The sequence below is a fragment of the Streptomyces sp. NPDC006739 genome (assembly GCF_042869815.1).
Taxonomy (GTDB): Bacteria; Actinomycetota; Actinomycetes; order Streptomycetales; family Streptomycetaceae; genus Streptomyces.
In genome coordinates this window covers 86865-103807 of sequence record NZ_JBIAGM010000001.1, presented here as the reverse complement: position 1 = coordinate 103807, position 16943 = coordinate 86865, and the positions used below count along the sequence as shown (strand labels likewise).

General features: G+C 72.3%; 19 protein-coding genes. 7 read left to right on the top strand and 12 right to left on the bottom strand.

Features of this window, described 5'->3' with window-relative positions; translation table 11 throughout:
• Positions 1-93: 93 nt before the first annotated feature.
• Positions 94-549, top strand: a complete 456-nt coding sequence (locus tag ACFYMM_RS00475) for a hypothetical protein (protein WP_388382299.1) — start codon at positions 94-96, stop codon at positions 547-549.
• Between the two features lie 52 nt (positions 550-601).
• Here ACFYMM_RS00475 and ACFYMM_RS00470 read toward each other — a convergent pair whose 3' ends face one another.
• The 3 genes from ACFYMM_RS00470 to ACFYMM_RS00460 all read right to left on the bottom strand — a co-directional run bounded on the left by ACFYMM_RS00470 (position 602) and on the right by ACFYMM_RS00460 (position 2653).
• A complete protein-coding gene (locus ACFYMM_RS00470) occupies positions 602-1699 on the bottom strand; it encodes an RNA polymerase sigma factor SigF (RefSeq protein ID WP_388383273.1) in 1098 nt (365 codons plus the stop codon).
• Positions 1700-1716: 17 nt separating this feature from the next.
• Complete coding sequence (locus ACFYMM_RS00465; RefSeq protein WP_004925829.1) at positions 1717-2130, bottom strand: anti-sigma regulatory factor; 414 nt, start codon at positions 2128-2130, stop codon at positions 1717-1719.
• A gap of 262 nt (positions 2131-2392) precedes the next feature.
• Positions 2393-2653, bottom strand: a complete 261-nt coding sequence (locus ACFYMM_RS00460) for a UBP-type zinc finger domain-containing protein (RefSeq protein ID WP_388382297.1) — start codon at positions 2651-2653, stop codon at positions 2393-2395.
• A gap of 61 nt (positions 2654-2714) precedes the next feature.
• Between ACFYMM_RS00460 and ACFYMM_RS00455 the strand changes: the two genes are divergently transcribed.
• Complete coding sequence (locus ACFYMM_RS00455; RefSeq protein ID WP_388382296.1) at positions 2715-4310, top strand: Na+/H+ antiporter; 1596 nt, start codon at positions 2715-2717, stop codon at positions 4308-4310.
• 220 nt (positions 4311-4530) lie between these two features.
• On the opposite strand, the gene ACFYMM_RS00450 is transcribed toward ACFYMM_RS00455, so the two are convergent.
• Both ACFYMM_RS00450 and ACFYMM_RS00445 read right to left on the bottom strand, forming a co-directional pair.
• Complete coding sequence (locus ACFYMM_RS00450; protein ID WP_388382294.1) at positions 4531-5442, bottom strand: 1-aminocyclopropane-1-carboxylate deaminase/D-cysteine desulfhydrase; 912 nt, start codon at positions 5440-5442, stop codon at positions 4531-4533.
• 14 nt (positions 5443-5456) lie between these two features.
• The gene (locus ACFYMM_RS00445; RefSeq protein ID WP_388382292.1) at positions 5457-6050 is read right to left on the bottom strand and encodes an N-acetylmuramoyl-L-alanine amidase; all 594 of its coding nucleotides are present in this window, start codon (positions 6048-6050) and stop codon (positions 5457-5459) included.
• Positions 6051-6344: 294 nt separating this feature from the next.
• Here ACFYMM_RS00445 and ACFYMM_RS00440 point away from each other — a divergent pair, with 294 nt between their 5' ends.
• On the top strand, positions 6345-7751 hold the full coding sequence (locus tag ACFYMM_RS00440; RefSeq protein WP_388382290.1) for a family 2B encapsulin nanocompartment shell protein: 1407 nt from the start codon (positions 6345-6347) through the stop codon (positions 7749-7751).
• Between the two features lie 112 nt (positions 7752-7863).
• The gene (locus ACFYMM_RS00435; protein WP_388382289.1) at positions 7864-8970 is read left to right on the top strand and encodes a family 2 encapsulin nanocompartment cargo protein polyprenyl transferase; all 1107 of its coding nucleotides are present in this window, start codon (positions 7864-7866) and stop codon (positions 8968-8970) included.
• Between the two features lie 140 nt (positions 8971-9110).
• On the opposite strand, the gene ACFYMM_RS00430 is transcribed toward ACFYMM_RS00435, so the two are convergent.
• The 5 genes from ACFYMM_RS00430 to ACFYMM_RS00410 form a co-directional block, all read right to left on the bottom strand.
• Complete coding sequence (locus tag ACFYMM_RS00430) at positions 9111-9524, bottom strand: VOC family protein (RefSeq protein ID WP_388382287.1); 414 nt, start codon at positions 9522-9524, stop codon at positions 9111-9113.
• Between the two features lie 277 nt (positions 9525-9801).
• The gene (locus tag ACFYMM_RS00425) at positions 9802-11136 is read right to left on the bottom strand and encodes a Clp protease N-terminal domain-containing protein (protein ID WP_388382285.1); all 1335 of its coding nucleotides are present in this window, start codon (positions 11134-11136) and stop codon (positions 9802-9804) included.
• The gene (locus ACFYMM_RS00420) at positions 11117-12433 is read right to left on the bottom strand and encodes a tetratricopeptide repeat protein (protein WP_388382283.1); all 1317 of its coding nucleotides are present in this window, start codon (positions 12431-12433) and stop codon (positions 11117-11119) included. The genes ACFYMM_RS00425 and ACFYMM_RS00420 overlap by 20 nt, the downstream gene beginning before the upstream one ends.
• A 1-nt stretch (position 12434) precedes the next feature.
• On the bottom strand, positions 12435-12812 hold the full coding sequence (locus ACFYMM_RS00415; RefSeq protein ID WP_388382281.1) for a hypothetical protein: 378 nt from the start codon (positions 12810-12812) through the stop codon (positions 12435-12437).
• Between the two features lie 85 nt (positions 12813-12897).
• On the bottom strand, positions 12898-13296 hold the full coding sequence (locus ACFYMM_RS00410) for a helix-turn-helix domain-containing protein (RefSeq protein WP_388382279.1): 399 nt from the start codon (positions 13294-13296) through the stop codon (positions 12898-12900).
• A 176-nt stretch (positions 13297-13472) separates the two neighbouring features.
• Between ACFYMM_RS00410 and ACFYMM_RS00405 the strand changes: the two genes are divergently transcribed.
• Positions 13473-14291, top strand: a complete 819-nt coding sequence (locus ACFYMM_RS00405) for a class I SAM-dependent methyltransferase (protein WP_388382277.1) — start codon at positions 13473-13475, stop codon at positions 14289-14291.
• Between the two features lie 226 nt (positions 14292-14517).
• Here ACFYMM_RS00405 and sodN read toward each other — a convergent pair whose 3' ends face one another.
• On the bottom strand, positions 14518-14913 hold the full coding sequence (gene sodN / locus ACFYMM_RS00400; RefSeq protein ID WP_388382275.1) for a superoxide dismutase, Ni: 396 nt from the start codon (positions 14911-14913) through the stop codon (positions 14518-14520).
• Between the two features lie 145 nt (positions 14914-15058).
• Between sodN and sodX the strand changes: the two genes are divergently transcribed.
• A complete protein-coding gene (gene sodX, locus ACFYMM_RS00395) occupies positions 15059-15493 on the top strand; it encodes a nickel-type superoxide dismutase maturation protease (RefSeq protein WP_388383272.1) in 435 nt (144 codons plus the stop codon).
• Here sodX and ACFYMM_RS00390 read toward each other — a convergent pair.
• On the bottom strand, positions 15397-16026 hold the full coding sequence (locus ACFYMM_RS00390) for a CGNR zinc finger domain-containing protein (protein WP_388382273.1): 630 nt from the start codon (positions 16024-16026) through the stop codon (positions 15397-15399). The two genes, sodX and ACFYMM_RS00390, sit on opposite strands and share 97 nt — an antisense overlap.
• 100 nt (positions 16027-16126) lie before the next feature.
• Here ACFYMM_RS00390 and ACFYMM_RS00385 point away from each other — a divergent pair, with 100 nt between their 5' ends.
• Positions 16127-16936, top strand: coding sequence for a class I SAM-dependent methyltransferase (locus tag ACFYMM_RS00385; protein WP_388382271.1), 810 nt, complete (start codon positions 16127-16129; stop codon positions 16934-16936).
• Positions 16937-16943 lie beyond the last annotated feature (7 nt).

The window sequence follows — 16943 nt, the reverse complement described above, 5'->3', positions numbered from 1 at the left end:
ACTCGGGGCCACCCGGGGCCACTCGGGGCCACTCGGGGCCGGGCGGCGGGGACGGGCCCCGGGGCCACGGGGGCCGAGGGCTACCCTTTTGGGGTGAGCAGCGAGCAGAACCCCGCCCCGGACACCGCCGAAGCCGCCGGACCGCGCCCGCGCCGGCTGACGTACGCCGCCGCGCTGGCCGGGCTGGAGGGCCTGGCGCTGCTGGTCGGCGGCGTGTGGATGCTCGTCCTCGGGCTGACCGGGGACTCGGACCACCGTCAGCAGGCCGCGACCACGGCCGTCACCCTGATCGTCCTCGCCCTGCTGCCGCTGCTCGCCGCGCGTGGGCTCCTGCTCATGCGCGGCTGGAGCCGCGGGCCCGCCGTGATCACGCAGATCATGGCGCTTCCGGTCGCCTACAACCTGCTCAAGGCCGACAGCGTGGCCATCCCGGCCGGGATCGTCCTCGCCGCGGTCGCGCTGACCTCGCTCGTCCTGCTGGTGAACTCCGCGACGACCCGGGCCCTCGGTATCAGGGGTCCGGGCCGTGCGCAGGACGGGAAGTCCTAGGCGGTAGCCAGGACCGGGGGACACCGGGGGCCTTCCCGGGAAGGCCCTGGGGCTACTCCTCCACCAGCAGCTTCTCCCGCAGCTGGGCCAGGGTCCTGGCGAGCAGCCGGGAGACGTGCATCTGGGAGATGCCGACCTCCTGGGCGATCTGCGACTGGGTCATGTTGCCGAAGAAGCGCAGCAGCAGGATCCGCTTCTCCCGGGGCGGAAGATCCTCCAGCAGGGGCTTGAGGGACTCGCGGTACTCCACCCCCTCCAGCGCCTCGTCCTCCGCGCCGAGCGTGTCGGCGACCGCCGGGGACTCGTCGTCGGTGTCGGGGACGTCCAGGGACAGCGTGGAGTACGCGTTGGCGGACTCCAGGCCCTCCAGGACCTCCTCCTCCGAGATGGCGAGCTTCTCGGCCAGCTCATGGACGGTCGGGGAGCGGCCGTGCTGCTGGGACAGCTCGGCCGTGGCCGTGGTCAGCGACAGGCGCAGCTCCTGGAGGCGGCGCGGCACGCGGACCGCCCAGCCCTTGTCCCGGAAGTGCCGCTTGATCTCGCCGACGACCGTCGGGGTGGCGTACGTGGAGAACTCCACGCCGCGCTCCGGGTCGAAGCGGTCGACGGACTTGATCAGACCGATGGTGGCGACCTGGGTGAGGTCGTCCAGCGGCTCGCCGCGGTTGCGGAAGCGGCGCGCGAGGTGCTCGACGAGCGGCAGGTGCATGCGGACCAGCTGGTTGCGCAGCTCCGCGTACTCCGGGCTGCCGTCCCTCAGCTTGCGCAGCTCGACGAACATCGCCCGCGCCCCGCTGCGGTCGTGAGGATCATGCTGTTTCGTCTGCACGGGGTCGTGCTGTGTGGCCTGCACGTCCTCCGCGCCCAGCGTGTCGTCCTCGGCGTTCCGCTCGTGCTCGCTCATCGTCCCGCCCGTCGCCCTCCCCCGGGCCTTCGCCTCCGCGTGGCCTGGGGATGCGATCCCGTTCCGTCCCTTGGCGGGCGTGCTCCGCGCGGCATCGTCCCGGCCGGCCCGCGCGGAGTCGTCCTCCGGGTGCGGCCTGGCCTGGTCGGGGATGCCGTTGACACCGTCCGCCATGCGTCGGGAGCCGTCCGCGGGCTCCACGCCCCCGGTCGGCAGCTCCCGTGTGCCGAGTTCTTCGTCCCGCACCGGCCCGTCCCCGTTCCTCACGCCGGCCCGGGTCCCGCGCCGCGCTGTTTGTAGAGGCTGATCGACACGGTCTTGTCCTCGTCGACGGCGGACGAGACCTTGCCCGCGAGGGCCGACAGCACGGTCCAGGCGAAGGTGTCCCGCGAGGGGGCGTGGCCGTCCGTCGTCGGCGCTGACACCGTGACCTCCAGCGAGTCGTCGACGAGCCGGAAGACACAGCTGAGCACGGAGCCGGGCACGGCCTGCTGAAGCAGGATCGCGCAGGCCTCGTCCACCGCGATCCGCAGGTCCTCGATCTCGTCCAGGGTGAAGTCCAAGCGGGCCGCGAGACCGGCCGTGGCCGTCCGCAGCACCGACAGGTAGGCACCCGCAGCCGGCAGCCGGACTTCCACGAAGTCCTGGGTCGCGGGCTCGCCTGCGATCTGGGACACCCTCACCTCCATGGTGGTACAAGCTTTACGGGGCCGAGGGTCGCCCCTCGGGGTAACGCGATGAGTGGTTCAGCGGTGACGCTATCGCGCTCCGAACATTCCTGTCCCCGGGACCCCAACCCCCTGGCGTCACTCACAGTAAAGCTGTGGATACGCTCCGTGTCTAGAGGGTCCGGGGGCCCAATTGGGAAGAGCGCGCGCCGGGTTGACGTACCCACACGTCAGACGGTCGAACCGTCGGCTCCGGCGGTCCCTTGAAGTGTCACACGAGAACGTGGTCGACGAAGCACCAACGCCAGTCCTCGCCCGGTTCGAAGGTCCGCATCACGGGATGGCCCGACTTCTCATGATGCTCCGTCGCGTGCCGTCCCGGCGAGGAGTCGCAGCAGCCGACGTGGCCACAGGTCAGACAGATCCGCAGCTGCACCGGGTGCGTGCCGCGCGCGAGACACTCCGGGCAGGTCTCGTTCAGCGGCTCGGGTTCGGGGTGCGGCAGCGCGTCGGCATGCGTGCACTGTTTCATGATTGCCAGATTACGACGGTCGTGCGGGTGACCGCGCGGAAAAAGAGGGCGGGCGAGGACGATGGACGTGATGCCACTGCTTCTGCTGGTGGCGGGGAGCGCCGCGATCGCGGGGGCGGCCCGGCGCACCCCGGTGCCGGCGCCGCTGCTGCTGGTGGCCGCCGGCCTGGCCGTCTCGTACGTCCCCGGCGTCCCGGACTACACCCTCGACCCCGAGGTCGTCCTGCCGCTGCTCCTGCCCCCGCTGCTGTACACCTCGGCGAGCGACAGCTCCTACCTCGACCTGCGGGCGCAACTGCGACCGGTGGCGCTGCTCTCGGTCGGGTACGTGCTCTTCGCGACCTTCGTCGTCGGCTGGGCGGTCTACGGGATCGTGCCCGGGATGCCGCTGCCCGCCGCGCTGGTGCTGGGCGCGGTGGTGGCGCCGCCGGACGCGGTGGCCGCGACGGCGGTCGCGCGCCGGGTGGGCCTGCCCTCCAGGATCACCACGATCCTCCAGGGCGAGTCTCTGCTGAACGACGCCACCGCGATCACCGCCTACAAGGTCGCCCTCGCCGCCGCCGTCGGGGAGGGCGCCACCTGGGCCGGGGGGATCGGCGAGTTCCTGCTGGCGGCGGTCGGCGGGGTCGGCGTCGGACTCGTCCTGATGGCCCCCCTGCACTGGCTGCGCACGCGCCTGACGGAACCCCTCCTGCAGAACACGCTCTCCCTCCTCATCCCGTTCGTCGCCTACTCGGTCGCCGAGCAGGTGCACGCCTCCGGGGTCCTCGCGGTCGTGGTCGTCGCCCTGTACCTCGGCCACCGCGCGTGGGAGGTCGATTTCGCCACCCGCCTCCAGGAGGAGGCGGTGTGGAAGATGGTCGCCTTCGTCCTGGAGTCGGCCGTCTTCGCGCTGATCGGCCTGCAGCTGCCGGTCGTCCTCAAGGGCCTCGGCGCGTACAAGGGCATCGAGGCCGCCTGGTACGCGGTCGCCGTCTTCCTGGTGGTCGTCGCGGCCCGCTTCGTCTGGGTCTATCCGGCGACCTTCGTACCGCGCCGGTTCTCGGCGCGCATCAGGGAACGTGAGGACAATCCCACCTGGAGGGGCGCGATGGTGACGGGCTGGGCCGGGATGAGGGGCGTGGTGTCGCTGGCCATCGCCTTCTCGATCCCGTTGACCGTGCACGGCGGTGCCCCCTTCCCGCAGCGCAACCTGATCCTCTTCCTGACCTTCACGACGGTCATCGGGACACTGGTGGTGCAGGGGCTGACGCTGCCGCCGCTGATCCGCTTCCTGCGGTTTCCCGGCCGGGACGCCCAGACCGAGACGCTCGCCGAGGCCAACGCCCAGGCGCAGGCCTCCCGCGCCGCCGAGAGCCGCCTCGACGAACTCCTCTCCGACGAGCGCAACGCCCTGCCCCCACCGCTCGCCGACCGCCTGCGCAGCGTCCTGGAGCGCCGCCGCAACGCCGTCTGGGAGCGGCTGGGCCAGGTCAACCCGGTCAGCGGCGAGTCCGTCGACGACACCTACCGCAGGCTGTCCCGGGAGATGATCAGCGCCGAGCGCGAGGTCTTCGTCAAGCTCCGCGACCACCGCTACATCGACGACGAGATGCTCCGCGCGCTGCTGCGCCGACTGGACCTGGAGGAGGCGGCGGCCTACCGGGAGGCGGCCTAGTGCTGCGACCGGAAGGGGTCACCGGCTCGCGGCGTCCGGCACGGCACTCCCCCAGCCTTCGGCCGGGGTACCCCCACGCCGCGTTGTCGCATCACCCGAGTACATCCGGTACGCGGGCGACGCTCCGCCTTGCGAGGCTCCCCCACTGCCTGAACGGCGTGGGAGGTGCCCCCAGCACCGGACGCCGCGAGCTTCTCGGCAAACCTTTCCGGCCACAGCACTAGCGGTCGGCTCGGCCCCGGGGGAAGGGGCGGCCGGTGACGACCGCGGCCACGGTGGTCCCGCGCGCGAAGGCGCCCTCGTTCGCGAGGGTGAGGAGCCCGTGCAGCAACTTGGCGACATAGAGACGCTCGACGGGCAGGCCGTGCCGGTCCTCGAAGTCCTGTGCGAAGGCGTCGAGTTCGGGGGTGGTGCGGGCGTAGCCGCCGAAGTGGAAGCGGTCGTCCAGGGACCAGGTGCCGCGCCGGCCGCCGAAGGCCCGCTCCTGGAGGGCTGCCGTGTCGGCGGCCAGGAAACCGCCCTTGACGACGGGTATGCCGAGCGCGCGCTGACCGGGGGCCAGGCCCGCGGCGGTCCCGGCCAGCGTGCCACCGGTGCCGCAGGCGAGCGCGACGACGTCGGCGTGCCCGCGCAGTTCCTCGCCGAGGGCCCGGCAGCCGCGTACGGCTTCGGCGTTGCTGCCGCCCTCCGGGATCACGTAGGCGTCCCCGGCGCCGATGTCGCGCAGGATGCCGGCCAGCGTCCCGGGCTCGGCCTTCGCGCGGTACGTCGACCGGTCGACGAAGTGCAGTCGCATGCCGTCGGCCGCGCAGCGGGCCAGGGAGGCGTTGAGCGGGCGGTCGGCCAGTTCCTGGCCCCGGACCACGCCGACGGTGGTCCGGCCCAGGATGCGTCCCGCGGCGGCGGTGGCCCGCAGATGGTTGGAGTAGGCCCCGCCGAAGGTGACCAGCGCCCGGTCGCCCGCCGCCGCCAGGTTGGGCACCAGCTTGCGCCACTTGTTCCCGATCAGCTCCGGGTGGATCAGGTCGTCGCGCTTGAGGAGAAGCCGCACCCCGTGACGGGCGAACCGGTCGTCGGCCACTTCCCGCAGTGGGGAGGGCAGGCGCGGGGCGAGGGGGTCGGCGCTGGGCACGGCTTCATTGTCGGCTACGCCTTCAGACGTTCGCGCACGCGTTCGCGCAGCCAGTCCATAGTGAAGCCGCGGGGGTCCACCTTGCCGGGCTGCCACTCCAGGTGGCCGATCACCGAGCGTTCCGTCCAGCCGTGGTGCCGGCAGACGGCCGCCGAGGCCCTCTCGACCGCCTCCAGCTGGGCATCGGGCCACGGGTCCTCGCCGTCGCCCAGGTTCTCGCACTCGAAGCCGTAGAAGTACCGGTTGCCGTCGGTGTCGGCCTCGTCGTCCGGCGGCAGCCCCTTCTCGGCGATGACCGCGCGCAGGACGTCGCCGTCGCCCAGCCCGGCGTGGTTGGCGCGGCCGTAGCCGACCAGGTGGACCGTGCCGTCCTTGGTGATCACCCCGTGGCACAGCGGGCCGGGCAGCCCCGGGCGGCCGTCCCGGCAGAGGGCCACCGTGAGCGCGCTGCCCCGGGTCACCGTGTGATGGATCATCACCCCGTGCACGGGACCCCACGGGCCCTTGTGGTCACGGTTGTGGTGGGCCCAGTCGCCGACCTCGACGACCCTGACGCCCTCCGCTCTGAGAGCGTCCAGAAACCCGCTCGCGGACATGGGTGGGGCCATGACCGCCTCCTTCGCACTGTGCCGTACAGGCCGCCGGTCGCGGCCGTCTCGTGCCGACACTTCTACCGAAACCGGGCGTCCAGGACTACGTCGTTCGCACGCCGTGCGAGCCGATCCGGACAAGCCGCACGGCCGGGGCGCCCTGGACAGGGCCGCTCTTTCTGCCCAGCGAGGCGGTGATCCATTCCCGCTCTTTCGGGTAATGGCGGCAGCGCGCCCCGTGCTGGAACGCTGGTCGTGAGACCGGTGCCGGGCACGATTCCGAGCCGGGCATACATGGGAGGGCATTTCCTTATGTCGGTAGGCGATGAGGTCCGCACGGAACAGGGCAAGCCGCAGCAGTCCCTGGCCACAGCGGCCGCGCGGAACCTGGCCACCACGACCAAGTCCGCGCCCCAGATGCAGGAGATCAGCTCCCGCTGGCTGCTGCGGACCCTGCCCTGGGTGGACGTACAGGGCGGCACGTACCGGGTCAACCGGCGGTTGACGTACGCGCTCGGCGACGGCCGCATCACCTTCGTGAAGACCGGTGACCGCGTCGAGGTCGTCCCCGGCGAGCTGGGCGAGCTGCCGGCCCTGCGGTCCTTCGACGACGAGGAGGTGCTCGCCGAGCTGGCGCAGCGCTGCCGGCAGCGGGACTTCGCGCCGGGCGAGGTGATCGCCTCCTTCGGAAGCCAGACGGACGAGGTGTACCTGCTGGCCCACGGCCGCGTCGAGAAGGTCGGCACGGGACCCTACGGCGACGACGCCGTCCTCGGAGTCCTCGCCGACGGCGCCTACTTCGGCGAGCAGTCGCTGGTGGACCCGGACGCCATCTGGGAGTACACCGCCCGTGCGGACACCGCGTGCACGGTGCTGATCCTGTCCCGCCAGGACTTCGAGCAGGTCGCCGAGCGGGCCGACTCGCTGCGGGGCCACGTCCAGCAGCAGCGCTCGGTCCCCGAGCAGCGCACCAACAAGTACGGCGAGAAGGCCGTCGACCTGGCCGCGGGCCACACCGGCGAGCCGGACATCCCGCACACCTTCGTCGACTACGAGGCCAGCCCGCGCGAGTACGAGCTGAGCATCGCCCAGACCGTGCTGCGCATCCACACACGCGTGGCCGACCTCTACAACCAGCCGATGAACCAGACCGAGCACCAGCTCAGGCTCACGGTCGAGGCACTGAAGGAGCGCCAGGAACACGAACTGATCAACAACCGCGAGTTCGGCCTGCTCAACAACTGCCAGTACGAGCAGCGCCTCCAGCCGCACGACGGCGTGCCCAGCCCGGACGACATGGACGAGCTGCTCAGCCGCCGGCGCGGCACCAAGCTCTTCCTGGCCCACCCGCGCGCGATCTCCGCGTTCGGCCGTGAACTCAACAAGCGCGGACTGGTCCCGGAGACCGTGGAGATCGCGGGCAACCGGATCCCGACCTGGCGCGGAGTGCCGATCTACCCGTGCAACAAGATCCCGGTCACCGAGGCCCGCACCAGCTCGATCATCGCCCTGCGTACGGGCGAGGCGGAGCAGGGCGTCATCGGTCTGCGGCAGTCCGGTATCCCGGACGAGATCGAGCCGAGCCTGTCCGTCCGGTTCATGGGCATCAACGAGCAGTCCATCATCAAGTACCTGGTGACGGCCTACTACTCGGCGGCCGTCCTGGTGCCCGACGCGCTCGGCGTGCTGGAGAACGTCGAGATCGGCCGCTGGAGGTGATGTTTCCGCACTTCGCGGCCGTGTTCCCGCCCGCCGGGGAGGGTAGATCCTCGGGGTATGCGCCCAGTCGGGGTGGAAACGCCACCGTCCGTGCACGCCGCGAGGGGGACCCATGGCCGAGTTCATGACGGAGACGAAACAGCGTTCCAGGGAGGTGTCCGCCGGCGACGGCGGTGCCGGTCCGCCCGACGGACAGGAGGCCTCGGCGATCCTGGAGCGCTCCCGCGCCTTCGTCGACCCACAGCTGCGGTCGGCCGTCGAGTCGCTGCCGGGCTCGATGCGCCGGATCGCCGGCTACCACCTCGGCTGGGAACACGCTGACGGCACCCCGGCGACGGACAACGCGGGCAAGGCGATCCGGCCCGCGCTGGTGCTCGCCGCGGCCGCCGCGCTGGGCGGGCCGGGGGCGCGGGCGGCCGCCGTACGGGCGGCCGCGGCGGTGGAACTGGTCCACAACTTCACCCTGCTCCACGACGACGTGATGGACCGGGACACCTCCCGCAGGCACCGGCCCACCGCCTGGACGGTGTTCGGCGACACCGACGCCATCCTCGCCGGGGACGCCCTGCAGGCGCTCGCTCTCCAACTGCTCGCCGAGGATCCGCATCCGGCGTCCGGCCCGGCCGCCGCCCGCCTCGCGGCGTGCGTGGTCGAGCTGTGCGCCGGACAGCATGCCGACACCTCCTTGGAGGGCCGCGCCCCGGACGACGTCACCCTGGACGAGGTGCTCGTGATGGCAGAGGCGAAGACCGGCGCGCTGATCGGCTGCGCCTGTGCGCTCGGGGCGCTGTACGCGGGCGGCACCGATGAGGAGGTCGCGGCCCTCGACGGCTTCGGCCGGCAGGCCGGGCTCGCCTTCCAGCTGATCGACGACGTCATCGGGATATGGGGTGACCCGCAGCGCACCGGCAAGCCGGTCGGCGCCGACCTCGTGGCCCGCAAGAAGTCGCTGCCGGTGGTGGCGGCCCTCGTCTCCGGCACCCCGGCCTCGGCCGAACTGGCCGAGCTGTACGGGAAGCCGTACGTGGACGGGGACACCGCGGAGATCGCGCGGACGGCGCTGGCCGTGGAGCGGGCGGGCGGCCGTGACTGGGCGCAGGCCGAGGCGGCCGACCGGATGGCCCGGGCGATGCAGGAGCTGGCCCGCGTGGTCCCGGACCCCGATGGGGCGGGCGGTCTGCTCGCGCTGGCCGAGTTCGTGACCCGGCGCAGCGGCTGAGGCCGCCGGCGCCGGCCACCCGAGAACCCCGGAGCCACCGGGACCGTGCGGCTCCTGACCCCGCACGGCCACCGGCGGCTCCGGCCCGGCGGGTCCCGCGCATCCCCACGGTGAGCGGGGCCCGCCGCACAGCGGTCCGCTCACTCGGCCCGCTGGAGGAACCGCAGCATGTTGCCGGCCGGGTCCCGGAAGGCGCAGTCGCGGACCCCGTACGGCTGGTCGGTCGGCTCCTGGAGGACATCGGCGCCCGACTCCCGCACCCGCTCGTACAGCGCGTCGCAGTCGGTGGTGGTGAAGATGACCCCGCGCAGCATGCCCTTGGCGAGCAGTTCGGCCATGGCCTGCCGGTCGGCGGGGGAGGCGTCCGGATTCGCGCCGGGCGGCTCCAGCACGATCTCCACGTCCGGCTGGAGCGGTGACCCCACGGTCACCCATCGCATGCCCTCGAAACCGACGTCGTTGCGGACCTCCATACCGAGGACGTCCCGGTAGAAGGAGAGGGCCTTGTCGTGGTCGTCCACGGCGATGAAGCACTGTGCGAGTTTCAGGTCCATGCCTCAACGCTAGTGCTGTGGCCGGAAAGGTTTGCGGAGAAGCTCGCGGCGTCCGGTGCTGGGGGCACCTCCCACGCCGTTCAGGCAGTGGGGGGAACATCGCAAGGCGGAGCGTCGCCCGCGTACTGGATGTACTCGGGTGATGCGACAACGCGGCGTGGGGGTACCCCCGGCCGAAGGCTGGGGGAGTGCCGTGCCGGGCGTCGCGAGCCGGTGAACCTTTCCGGTCGCAGCACTAGCTAGCTAGAGCCGGCCGGGCGCGCGTGCCTCCGTCCGGTCAGCTCAGGGCCCAGACGGACGGGTCGTGCCCGACGGGTCCGATGATCCGGGGAGCCGTGGCCGGCCGGGACTCCGGGGGCCGGATCCCCGAGTAGGCGGCCAGGGCCCGTGCGACGTCCGGCTCGGTGACCTCCAGCGGCTGGTCGGACGGCGGGTCCGAGCGTGCCGCGCGCATCCGGGCCAGGGCCGCGGCCTCGTCGAGCAGACCGATCGCCGCACCCGGCAGGGCCTGGTCGGGGACGTGCTCGCGGGCCAGGGAGGCGGCTGCCGTCAACGCCTCTTCGGTGAGGGTGACGGTGTGGTGTCGCTCCAGGCGGTCCCGGACGGTGCCGAGGATGCGCAGTACGTCGGCGGCGGAGGGCTCCTCGACGGGCACCGGCTGCAGGAGGCGGTCGAGGCCGGGATCCGGGTCCCGGCGGTCGTACTCGGCCCGGCCGCAGTCGCCGAGGACGTAGACCTCCGGCGCTTCGAGCAGGGGGCGGAACAGCGCGAGCGGGGTGGTGGTGCCGCCCTCGGGCAGGTGGAGGGGGGTGAGGGCGCCGTCGAGGCAGAGGACCAGGCGGGCGTCCGCCTCGACGTCGCTCAGGAGGTCGGCGAGCAGCGCGGTGCCACGGGCCCGGTGCTGCGGGTCGGTGAGGACGGCGCCGAGGTCGAGGGCGCGGACGGTCCGGCCGCGCAGCGGCGCCGGTACCCGGCCCTCGGCGATCGCCAGGGCCACCCCCCTGACCACCGCCTCCTTGCCCACGCCGGGTTCGCCGACGAGCAGAGGGGTGTTGCGGTGGTGACGGGTGAGGACCTGGAGCACGCGGTCGATCTCGGACGCGCGGCCGACGACCGGGGTGCCGGAAGCGGAGAGGTCACGGGTGACGGTGGCGAGGAGGGCGGCCGGGGCGGCGGGTGGGGTCAGGCCCGTGATCAGGTGCAGGGTGTGGGCGAGATCCACTCCGCTCTCCCGCAGGGCACCGGCGGCGGTGGCGCTGTCCTGGGAGATCAGGCCGAGGACGATGTGCCAGCGATGCACCCACGCGTCACCGAGCGCCTGGGCTTCGCGCTCCGCGAGATCCAGCACGGCCGATGTCTCCGCGGTGAGGGGGGTTCCGCTGCCCGGTACGGCCGTCCCCCTGCCCAGAGCGCCCGTCACCGCCGCGCGGACCCGCGCGGCCGGAACGCCGAGGACGCCTTCCATCTCTTCGAGACCGCCGTTCACCTCGGCGTCCTCCAGCAGCCCCAGCAGGAGATGGCCCGGAGCGATGTGGTCGTGGCGGAGCTTCCGCGCCTGCTCGCCCGCCGCGTCGACCACGTGCCGCGCCCGCTCACCGAACCGCTCGGACATCCGCCACCCCCTCCAGGTCCTCCCGCGCCCGCCGGGTCAGCGCGTGCTCGCCGCCCAGCACCCTGTCCCGCTCCGCCACCAGCTGCCGCAGCAGCGCCACCGCCTCGTCCCGGGCACCGGTCAGGGCGAGGTTGCGGGCCAGCATGTGCCGGGTGCGCGAGGTGTCCTCGTGCTCGCCGCCCAGCACCCGGCCCCGGTCCGCGAGCAGCACCCGCAGCATCCCCACCGCCTCCTCCCGGTGCCCGGCCTCGCCGAGGTTCACCGCGAGGTACTGCCGGGTGCGCAGGGTGTCCTCGTGGTCGGGGCCGAGCAGCCGTATCTGCTCGGCGAGAAGGTGCCGGAGCAGCCCCGCGGCCTCCACCGGGGTGCCCGCCCCGCCCAGGCTGTGCGCGTAGGACTGCCGGGTGCGCAGGGTGTCGGTGTGCTCGGCGCCGAGGAGGCGGGTCTGCTCGTCGAGGATCTTCTGGAGCTGCCCGGCCGCGCCCTTCCAGTCCCCGGCCCTGCCCTGCTCCAGCGCGGCCAGGTGCCGCCGGCCCAGCTCGGGGCCGGCGGTCGCGGCGAAGGCGCGGTTGAGGCCCAGGGCGATCCGGTGGGCGCCACCGGCGCCCCGGTTGAGCGGGACCGGCAGCCCCTCGGCCCCCATCATGGTCCGCAGCCGCTGGTAGAGGTCGTCGACGGTGAGGAGTTCGGGTCCGCCGACCACACCCTCGCGCAGCAGCCGCATCAGCCGCCCGGTGAACGCGGTGTGGTCCTCGCCGGGCAGGGCGAGGGACACCTGGTCGCGCTGCGCCGAGGTCAGCACGTAGGTGCCGGCCACCTCCAGTTGGCCGATCCGCTCGCCCTCGCCCGCCAGCGAGTCGGCCACCGCCCGGCCGGAGAAGCAGCAGTCGAGCACGACCACCTTGGTCTCGGCGGGGGAGTCCAGCACCGCGCCGCGCAGCTTGTCGTACTCCAGGGAGTTGAACTCCGGTGCGTCCCACTCGCTGTCGGGCAGCGCCAGGTACAGATCGTGGCGCCGGCCGCCGACCAGGCCGTGGCCGGCGTAGTGGACGAGGAGCAGGTCCTCCGCCTCGGCGAGGGCGCTCCGCAGCCGTCCGCCGACGGTGCGCAGGTCGCCGTCGTCGAGCAGTACCGTGCAGTGGCTTTCGGGGACCAGCCCGTAGTACCGGTCGGTGAGGAGTCCGGCCAGGTCGGTGACGGTGCGGTGGACGGCCGGCAGGTCCGGCAGGTTCGGATCGGAGTACCGGCCGGCGCCGATCAGTACGATCCGCGAGCGATGGGGGTCGGGGAGGCGCACGTCACTCCCGTACGTCCTGCTCCGGCCGTTCCTCCTCCAGGGCCCGGCGCAGCAGCCCGGTGAGGTCGTCGCCGCGCACCCGCTTGGCGTCGATCTCCACGCCCGAGCCGTCGGCCCGGCGGATCTCCAGGCGTACGTCGCTGCGGCGCGGCTGGGTCAGCCAGGCGCGCAGACAGGAGGCGAGCACGGTGAGCGGGCCGCCCGCGCCGAGCAGCACGGTCACCGTGTCCAGTGCGCCGCCCAGGTGGCCGGGGGCGGGAGGGCCGCCGGTCAGGCGGACCTTGCCGGCCAGGGAGGGCTCGCCTCTGAGCCAGTCGGTGAGGGACTCGGCGTCGGCGACCGGTTCCTCGCTCAGGACGGAGATGAGTGCGGTGGTCACGGCTCCCCCGGTTTCCTCAATGACCCTGTCCGGCAACGGTGTTGAGAACTGCCAGTGTAGGGCCGCGGAGTGGGGAGTGACCTGGTCAGTACGGGCGGCGACGCGGACGGGTGAACGTACGGGCCACACAGGACGGGATCGGGGCGCTCGCCTCGTGCGAACTCGCCCGGTAGGCGCTCGGCGTCTGGCCGACCAGCTCGGTGAACCGGGAGCTGAAGGAGCCCAGCGACGTACACCCGACGGCCAGGCAGACCTCGGTGACGGTGAGGTCGCCCCGGCGCAGCAGGGCCTTGGCGCGTTCGACGCGGCGGGTCATGAGGTAGCTGTACGGCGTCTCGCCGAACGCCTTGCGGAAGCTGCGCTGGAAGTGGCCGGGGGACATCAGGGCGGTGCGGGCCAGCTCGGTCATGTCGAGCGGCTCGGCGTACTCGCGGTCCATACGGTCGCGGGCCCGCCGCAGTCGTACCAGGTCCTCAAGGGTCACCGGACCAGCATGGCACGGACCGGAACAGCGCCTCCACGGCCGCTCACCTGATCACGTCTCAGTTCCACGGGAAAGGGGGCGACGGGAGGGAACCGTTGGGGCCGAAGCCGCACACGCCGGCGGGTGCCCGCCGTACGGTGGAGGCCCATCGCCGCCCAGCCACCGGAGCTGCCGACGTGACCGAGTTATCCGCCGCACACGACGCCGCCCTCACCGACCGGGAGCGTCTCGCCGGGAGTGCCTACCACAGCGACCGGGACCTGGCCGTCCGCCAGTCGCTCTACCAGTGGCAGACGCCGCGTCACGACATCCAGGGAATCGTCGCCGAGAAGCTGGCCGACGTGCGCGGGCGCGTCGTCGACGTCGGCTGCGGCAACGGCACGTACCTCCGGCGGCTGCGCGCGGAGCGGCCCGATCTGACCGTGCTGGGCCTTGACCTGTCCCCGGGCATCCTGGCCGCCCTTCCCGGTCCGGTCGCCGTCGCGGACGCCGCCCGTCTGCCGCTGGCCACGGGGAGCGTCGACGCCGCCCTGGCCATGCACATGCTGTACCACGTGCCCGACATCGCCCGCGCCGTCGCGGAGTTGAGCCGCGTGGTCACCCGGGACGGCGTGGTGGTCGTCTCCAGCAACAGGGCCCGCGACAAGGCCGAACTCGACGATCTGTGGCAGCGGGCCGCGGGCGACGTCCTCGGCACCGGACGCGGGCCGGCCCGTATCGCGCTCAGCGCCCGCTTCACCCTGGAGCAGGCCCAGGACCGTCTGGGCGAGGAGTTCGGCCGGATCGAGACGATCGAACTGCCCGGCACCATCACGGTCCGCGACCCCGAGCCGGTCATCGCCTACATGGCCTCCTACCAGGCCTGGGCGGACCAGCACGACGTCCCCTTCGAAGCGACCGTCGACCGGGCCCGCGCCCTCCTCACCGACCACCTCGCACGCCACGGCGCGTTCGAGATCACGCCCAAGGGCGGCATTCTGGTCTGCCGCCGGTGAAGGCCTGGGCGAGGGGCGCCCCGTAGCCCTCGCGGGCCACGATGCCGAGCACCGCGCGCCGTTGTGGATTCCGCGGCGTGGATTCCGCGGCGTGGATTGCGCGGCGGGAGAGCAAAGACCGCACCCGGACCGCCATGGACACCGTGCTCGGCGTCCTGCGGACCGGGTGCGGACAGGGAGACGCTGCAATGAAAAGAAACCGCAGGTCAGAAGGCGCAGGAAAAAATCAGGCCTTCTTGGTCTCCCAGAAGATCTTGTCGATCTGGGCGATGTAGTCAAGGGCCTTCTGGCCGGTCTCCGGGTCCTTCGACGCCTTGGCGGCCGAGAGGGCCTTCAGGGCGTCGTTGACCAGCTGGTGCAGCTCCGGGTACTTCTCGAAGTGCGGGGGCTTGAAGTAGTCGCTCCACAGCACGGAGACGTGGTGCTTCGCCAGCTCGGCGCGCTGCTCCTTGATGACGGTGGCACGCGCCTGGAAGTGCGGGTCGTCGTTGGCGGCCATCTTTTCCTGGACGGCCTTCACCGACTCCGCCTCGATGCGGGCCTGGGCCGGGTCGTACACGCCGCAGGGCAGGTCGCAGTGCGCGCTGACCTTGACCTTGGGGGCAAACAGGCGGGAAAGCATGGAGCATTCCTTCCTCGTGATCGTCTTCTCAGGTGGGACATTACTCCCTGAGGGACGGGTTTTCGCGAGTGCCCCCTAGGGCTTAGGACAAAAGTACGGGGTCAGACTCAGACTGGTGGATGAACGGACCGGGGAGGTGCCGGGGATGCCGGAGCTGTCGCAGGAGACCGAGCGGGGGAGGGCCGTCCCGCCTTTCGGGCTGGCAGAGGTGACCGGGCCGTCCATGGTCCCCACCCTCCATCACGGGGACCAGCTCCTGGTGCAGTACGGGACCAGGATCCGGCCGGGTGACGTCGTCGTCCTGCGCCACCCCTTCCAGCAGGACCTGCTGGTCGTCAAGCGTGCCGTGGAGCGGCGCGAGGGCGGCTGGTGGGTGCTCGGCGACAACGCCTACGCCGGCGGGGACAGCACCGACTACGGGACCGTGCCGGAGGACCTGATCCTCGGCCGGGTCCGCTTCCGCTACCGGCCGCTCAAGCCCGCTCAGCGCTCGCCGCTCGCGCTGCTGCGCTGGGCGCTGTCGGCGGCGCGGCCGGTGTTCTCCGGGCGGTCGGCCTCCAGGCGCTTGCGGGCCCGGTAGGCGGCCACGTTGGCGCGGGTCGCGCAGCGGTCGGAGCAGTAGCGCCGGGAGCGGTTGGTGGACGTGTCCAGGTAGGCGTTGCGACAGGGGGGCGCCTCGCACAGGCCGAGACGGTCGACGCCGTACTCGGTCAGGTGGAATGCCAGACCCATGGCCGCGATCGCCGTGTAGCCGGTCGTCGCGTTCGACGGATGGTCCGCCAGGTGCATGTGCCACAGCGGACGGCCGTCCTCGTCGCGGTGGTCGTGCCCCGAGATCTGCGGGCTCACCGGGAACTCCAGCAGCAGTGAGTTGAGCAGGTCGACCGCGAGCGTCTCGTCCCCCTTGTCGGCCGCCTCGAAGACCGCGCGCAGCCGGGCCCGGACCGAGCGGAAGCGGGTGACGTCGGCGTCGGTGGCACGGCGGGCGGCCTGGGCGTTCGCGCCGAAGAGTTCGCGGACGGCCTCGACGGAGGTCAGGGAGTCCTTGTCCCGGGCCGGTTCCTCGCTGTTGACGAGACGTACGGCGTAATCCGAGTAATAGGCCAGTTCCACTTGTAGTCCTTACGGAGGGGCTCTATGGTCGTGAATGCGCGGTCGGTAACAGCTGATCGTGCATTCAGGGTATTACGTGGCGACTGAAGAGGGGGATCTCATGTCCGCGAACGCGGGAAGTGGCACCGGAAACAGCACCGGAAGCAGCAGCACGGGAAGCGCCACCGGAACCGACTGGGCGGCCTGGCAGACCAGCTGGGACCGCCAGCAGGAGTGGTACATGCCGGACCGGGAGGAGCGCTTCCGCGTCATGCTCGACATGGTGGAGGCCCTCGTCGGTACGACCCCGCGCGTGCTCGACCTGGCCTGCGGCACCGGCACCATCACCGCCCGGCTGCTCGCCCGCCTCCCGGGCGCCACCAGCACCGGCGTCGACCTCGACCCGGCCCTCCTCGCCATCGCCGAGGGCTCCTTCGCGGACGACGAACGGGTCACCCTCGTCACCGCCGACCTCAAGGACCCCGACTGGACGGCGCGACTGCCCCACGACTCCTACGACGCGGTCCTCACCGCCACCGCCCTGCACTGGCTGCACAGCGAACCCCTCGCGGCCCTCTACGGTCAGGTCGCGGGACTCGTCCGCGACGGCGGTGTCTTCATGAACGCGGACCACATGATCGACGACACCACGCCCCGGATCAACGCCGCCGAGCGCGCCCAGCGGCACGCCCGCATGGATCAGGCCAAGGGGACGGGCGCGCTGGACTGGGCCGAGTGGTGGCAGCTCGCCGCCCAGGACCCGGTCCTGGCCGAGCCGACCGCCCGCCGCTTCGAGATCTACGGCGAACACGCCGACGGCGACATGCCGTCCGCGGCGTGGCACGCGCGCGTGCTGCGCGAGAAGGGCTTCGCGGAGGCCCGGCCGGTGTGGTGCTCGCCCTCGGACACCTTGCTGCTCGCCCTGAAGTGACGTGACC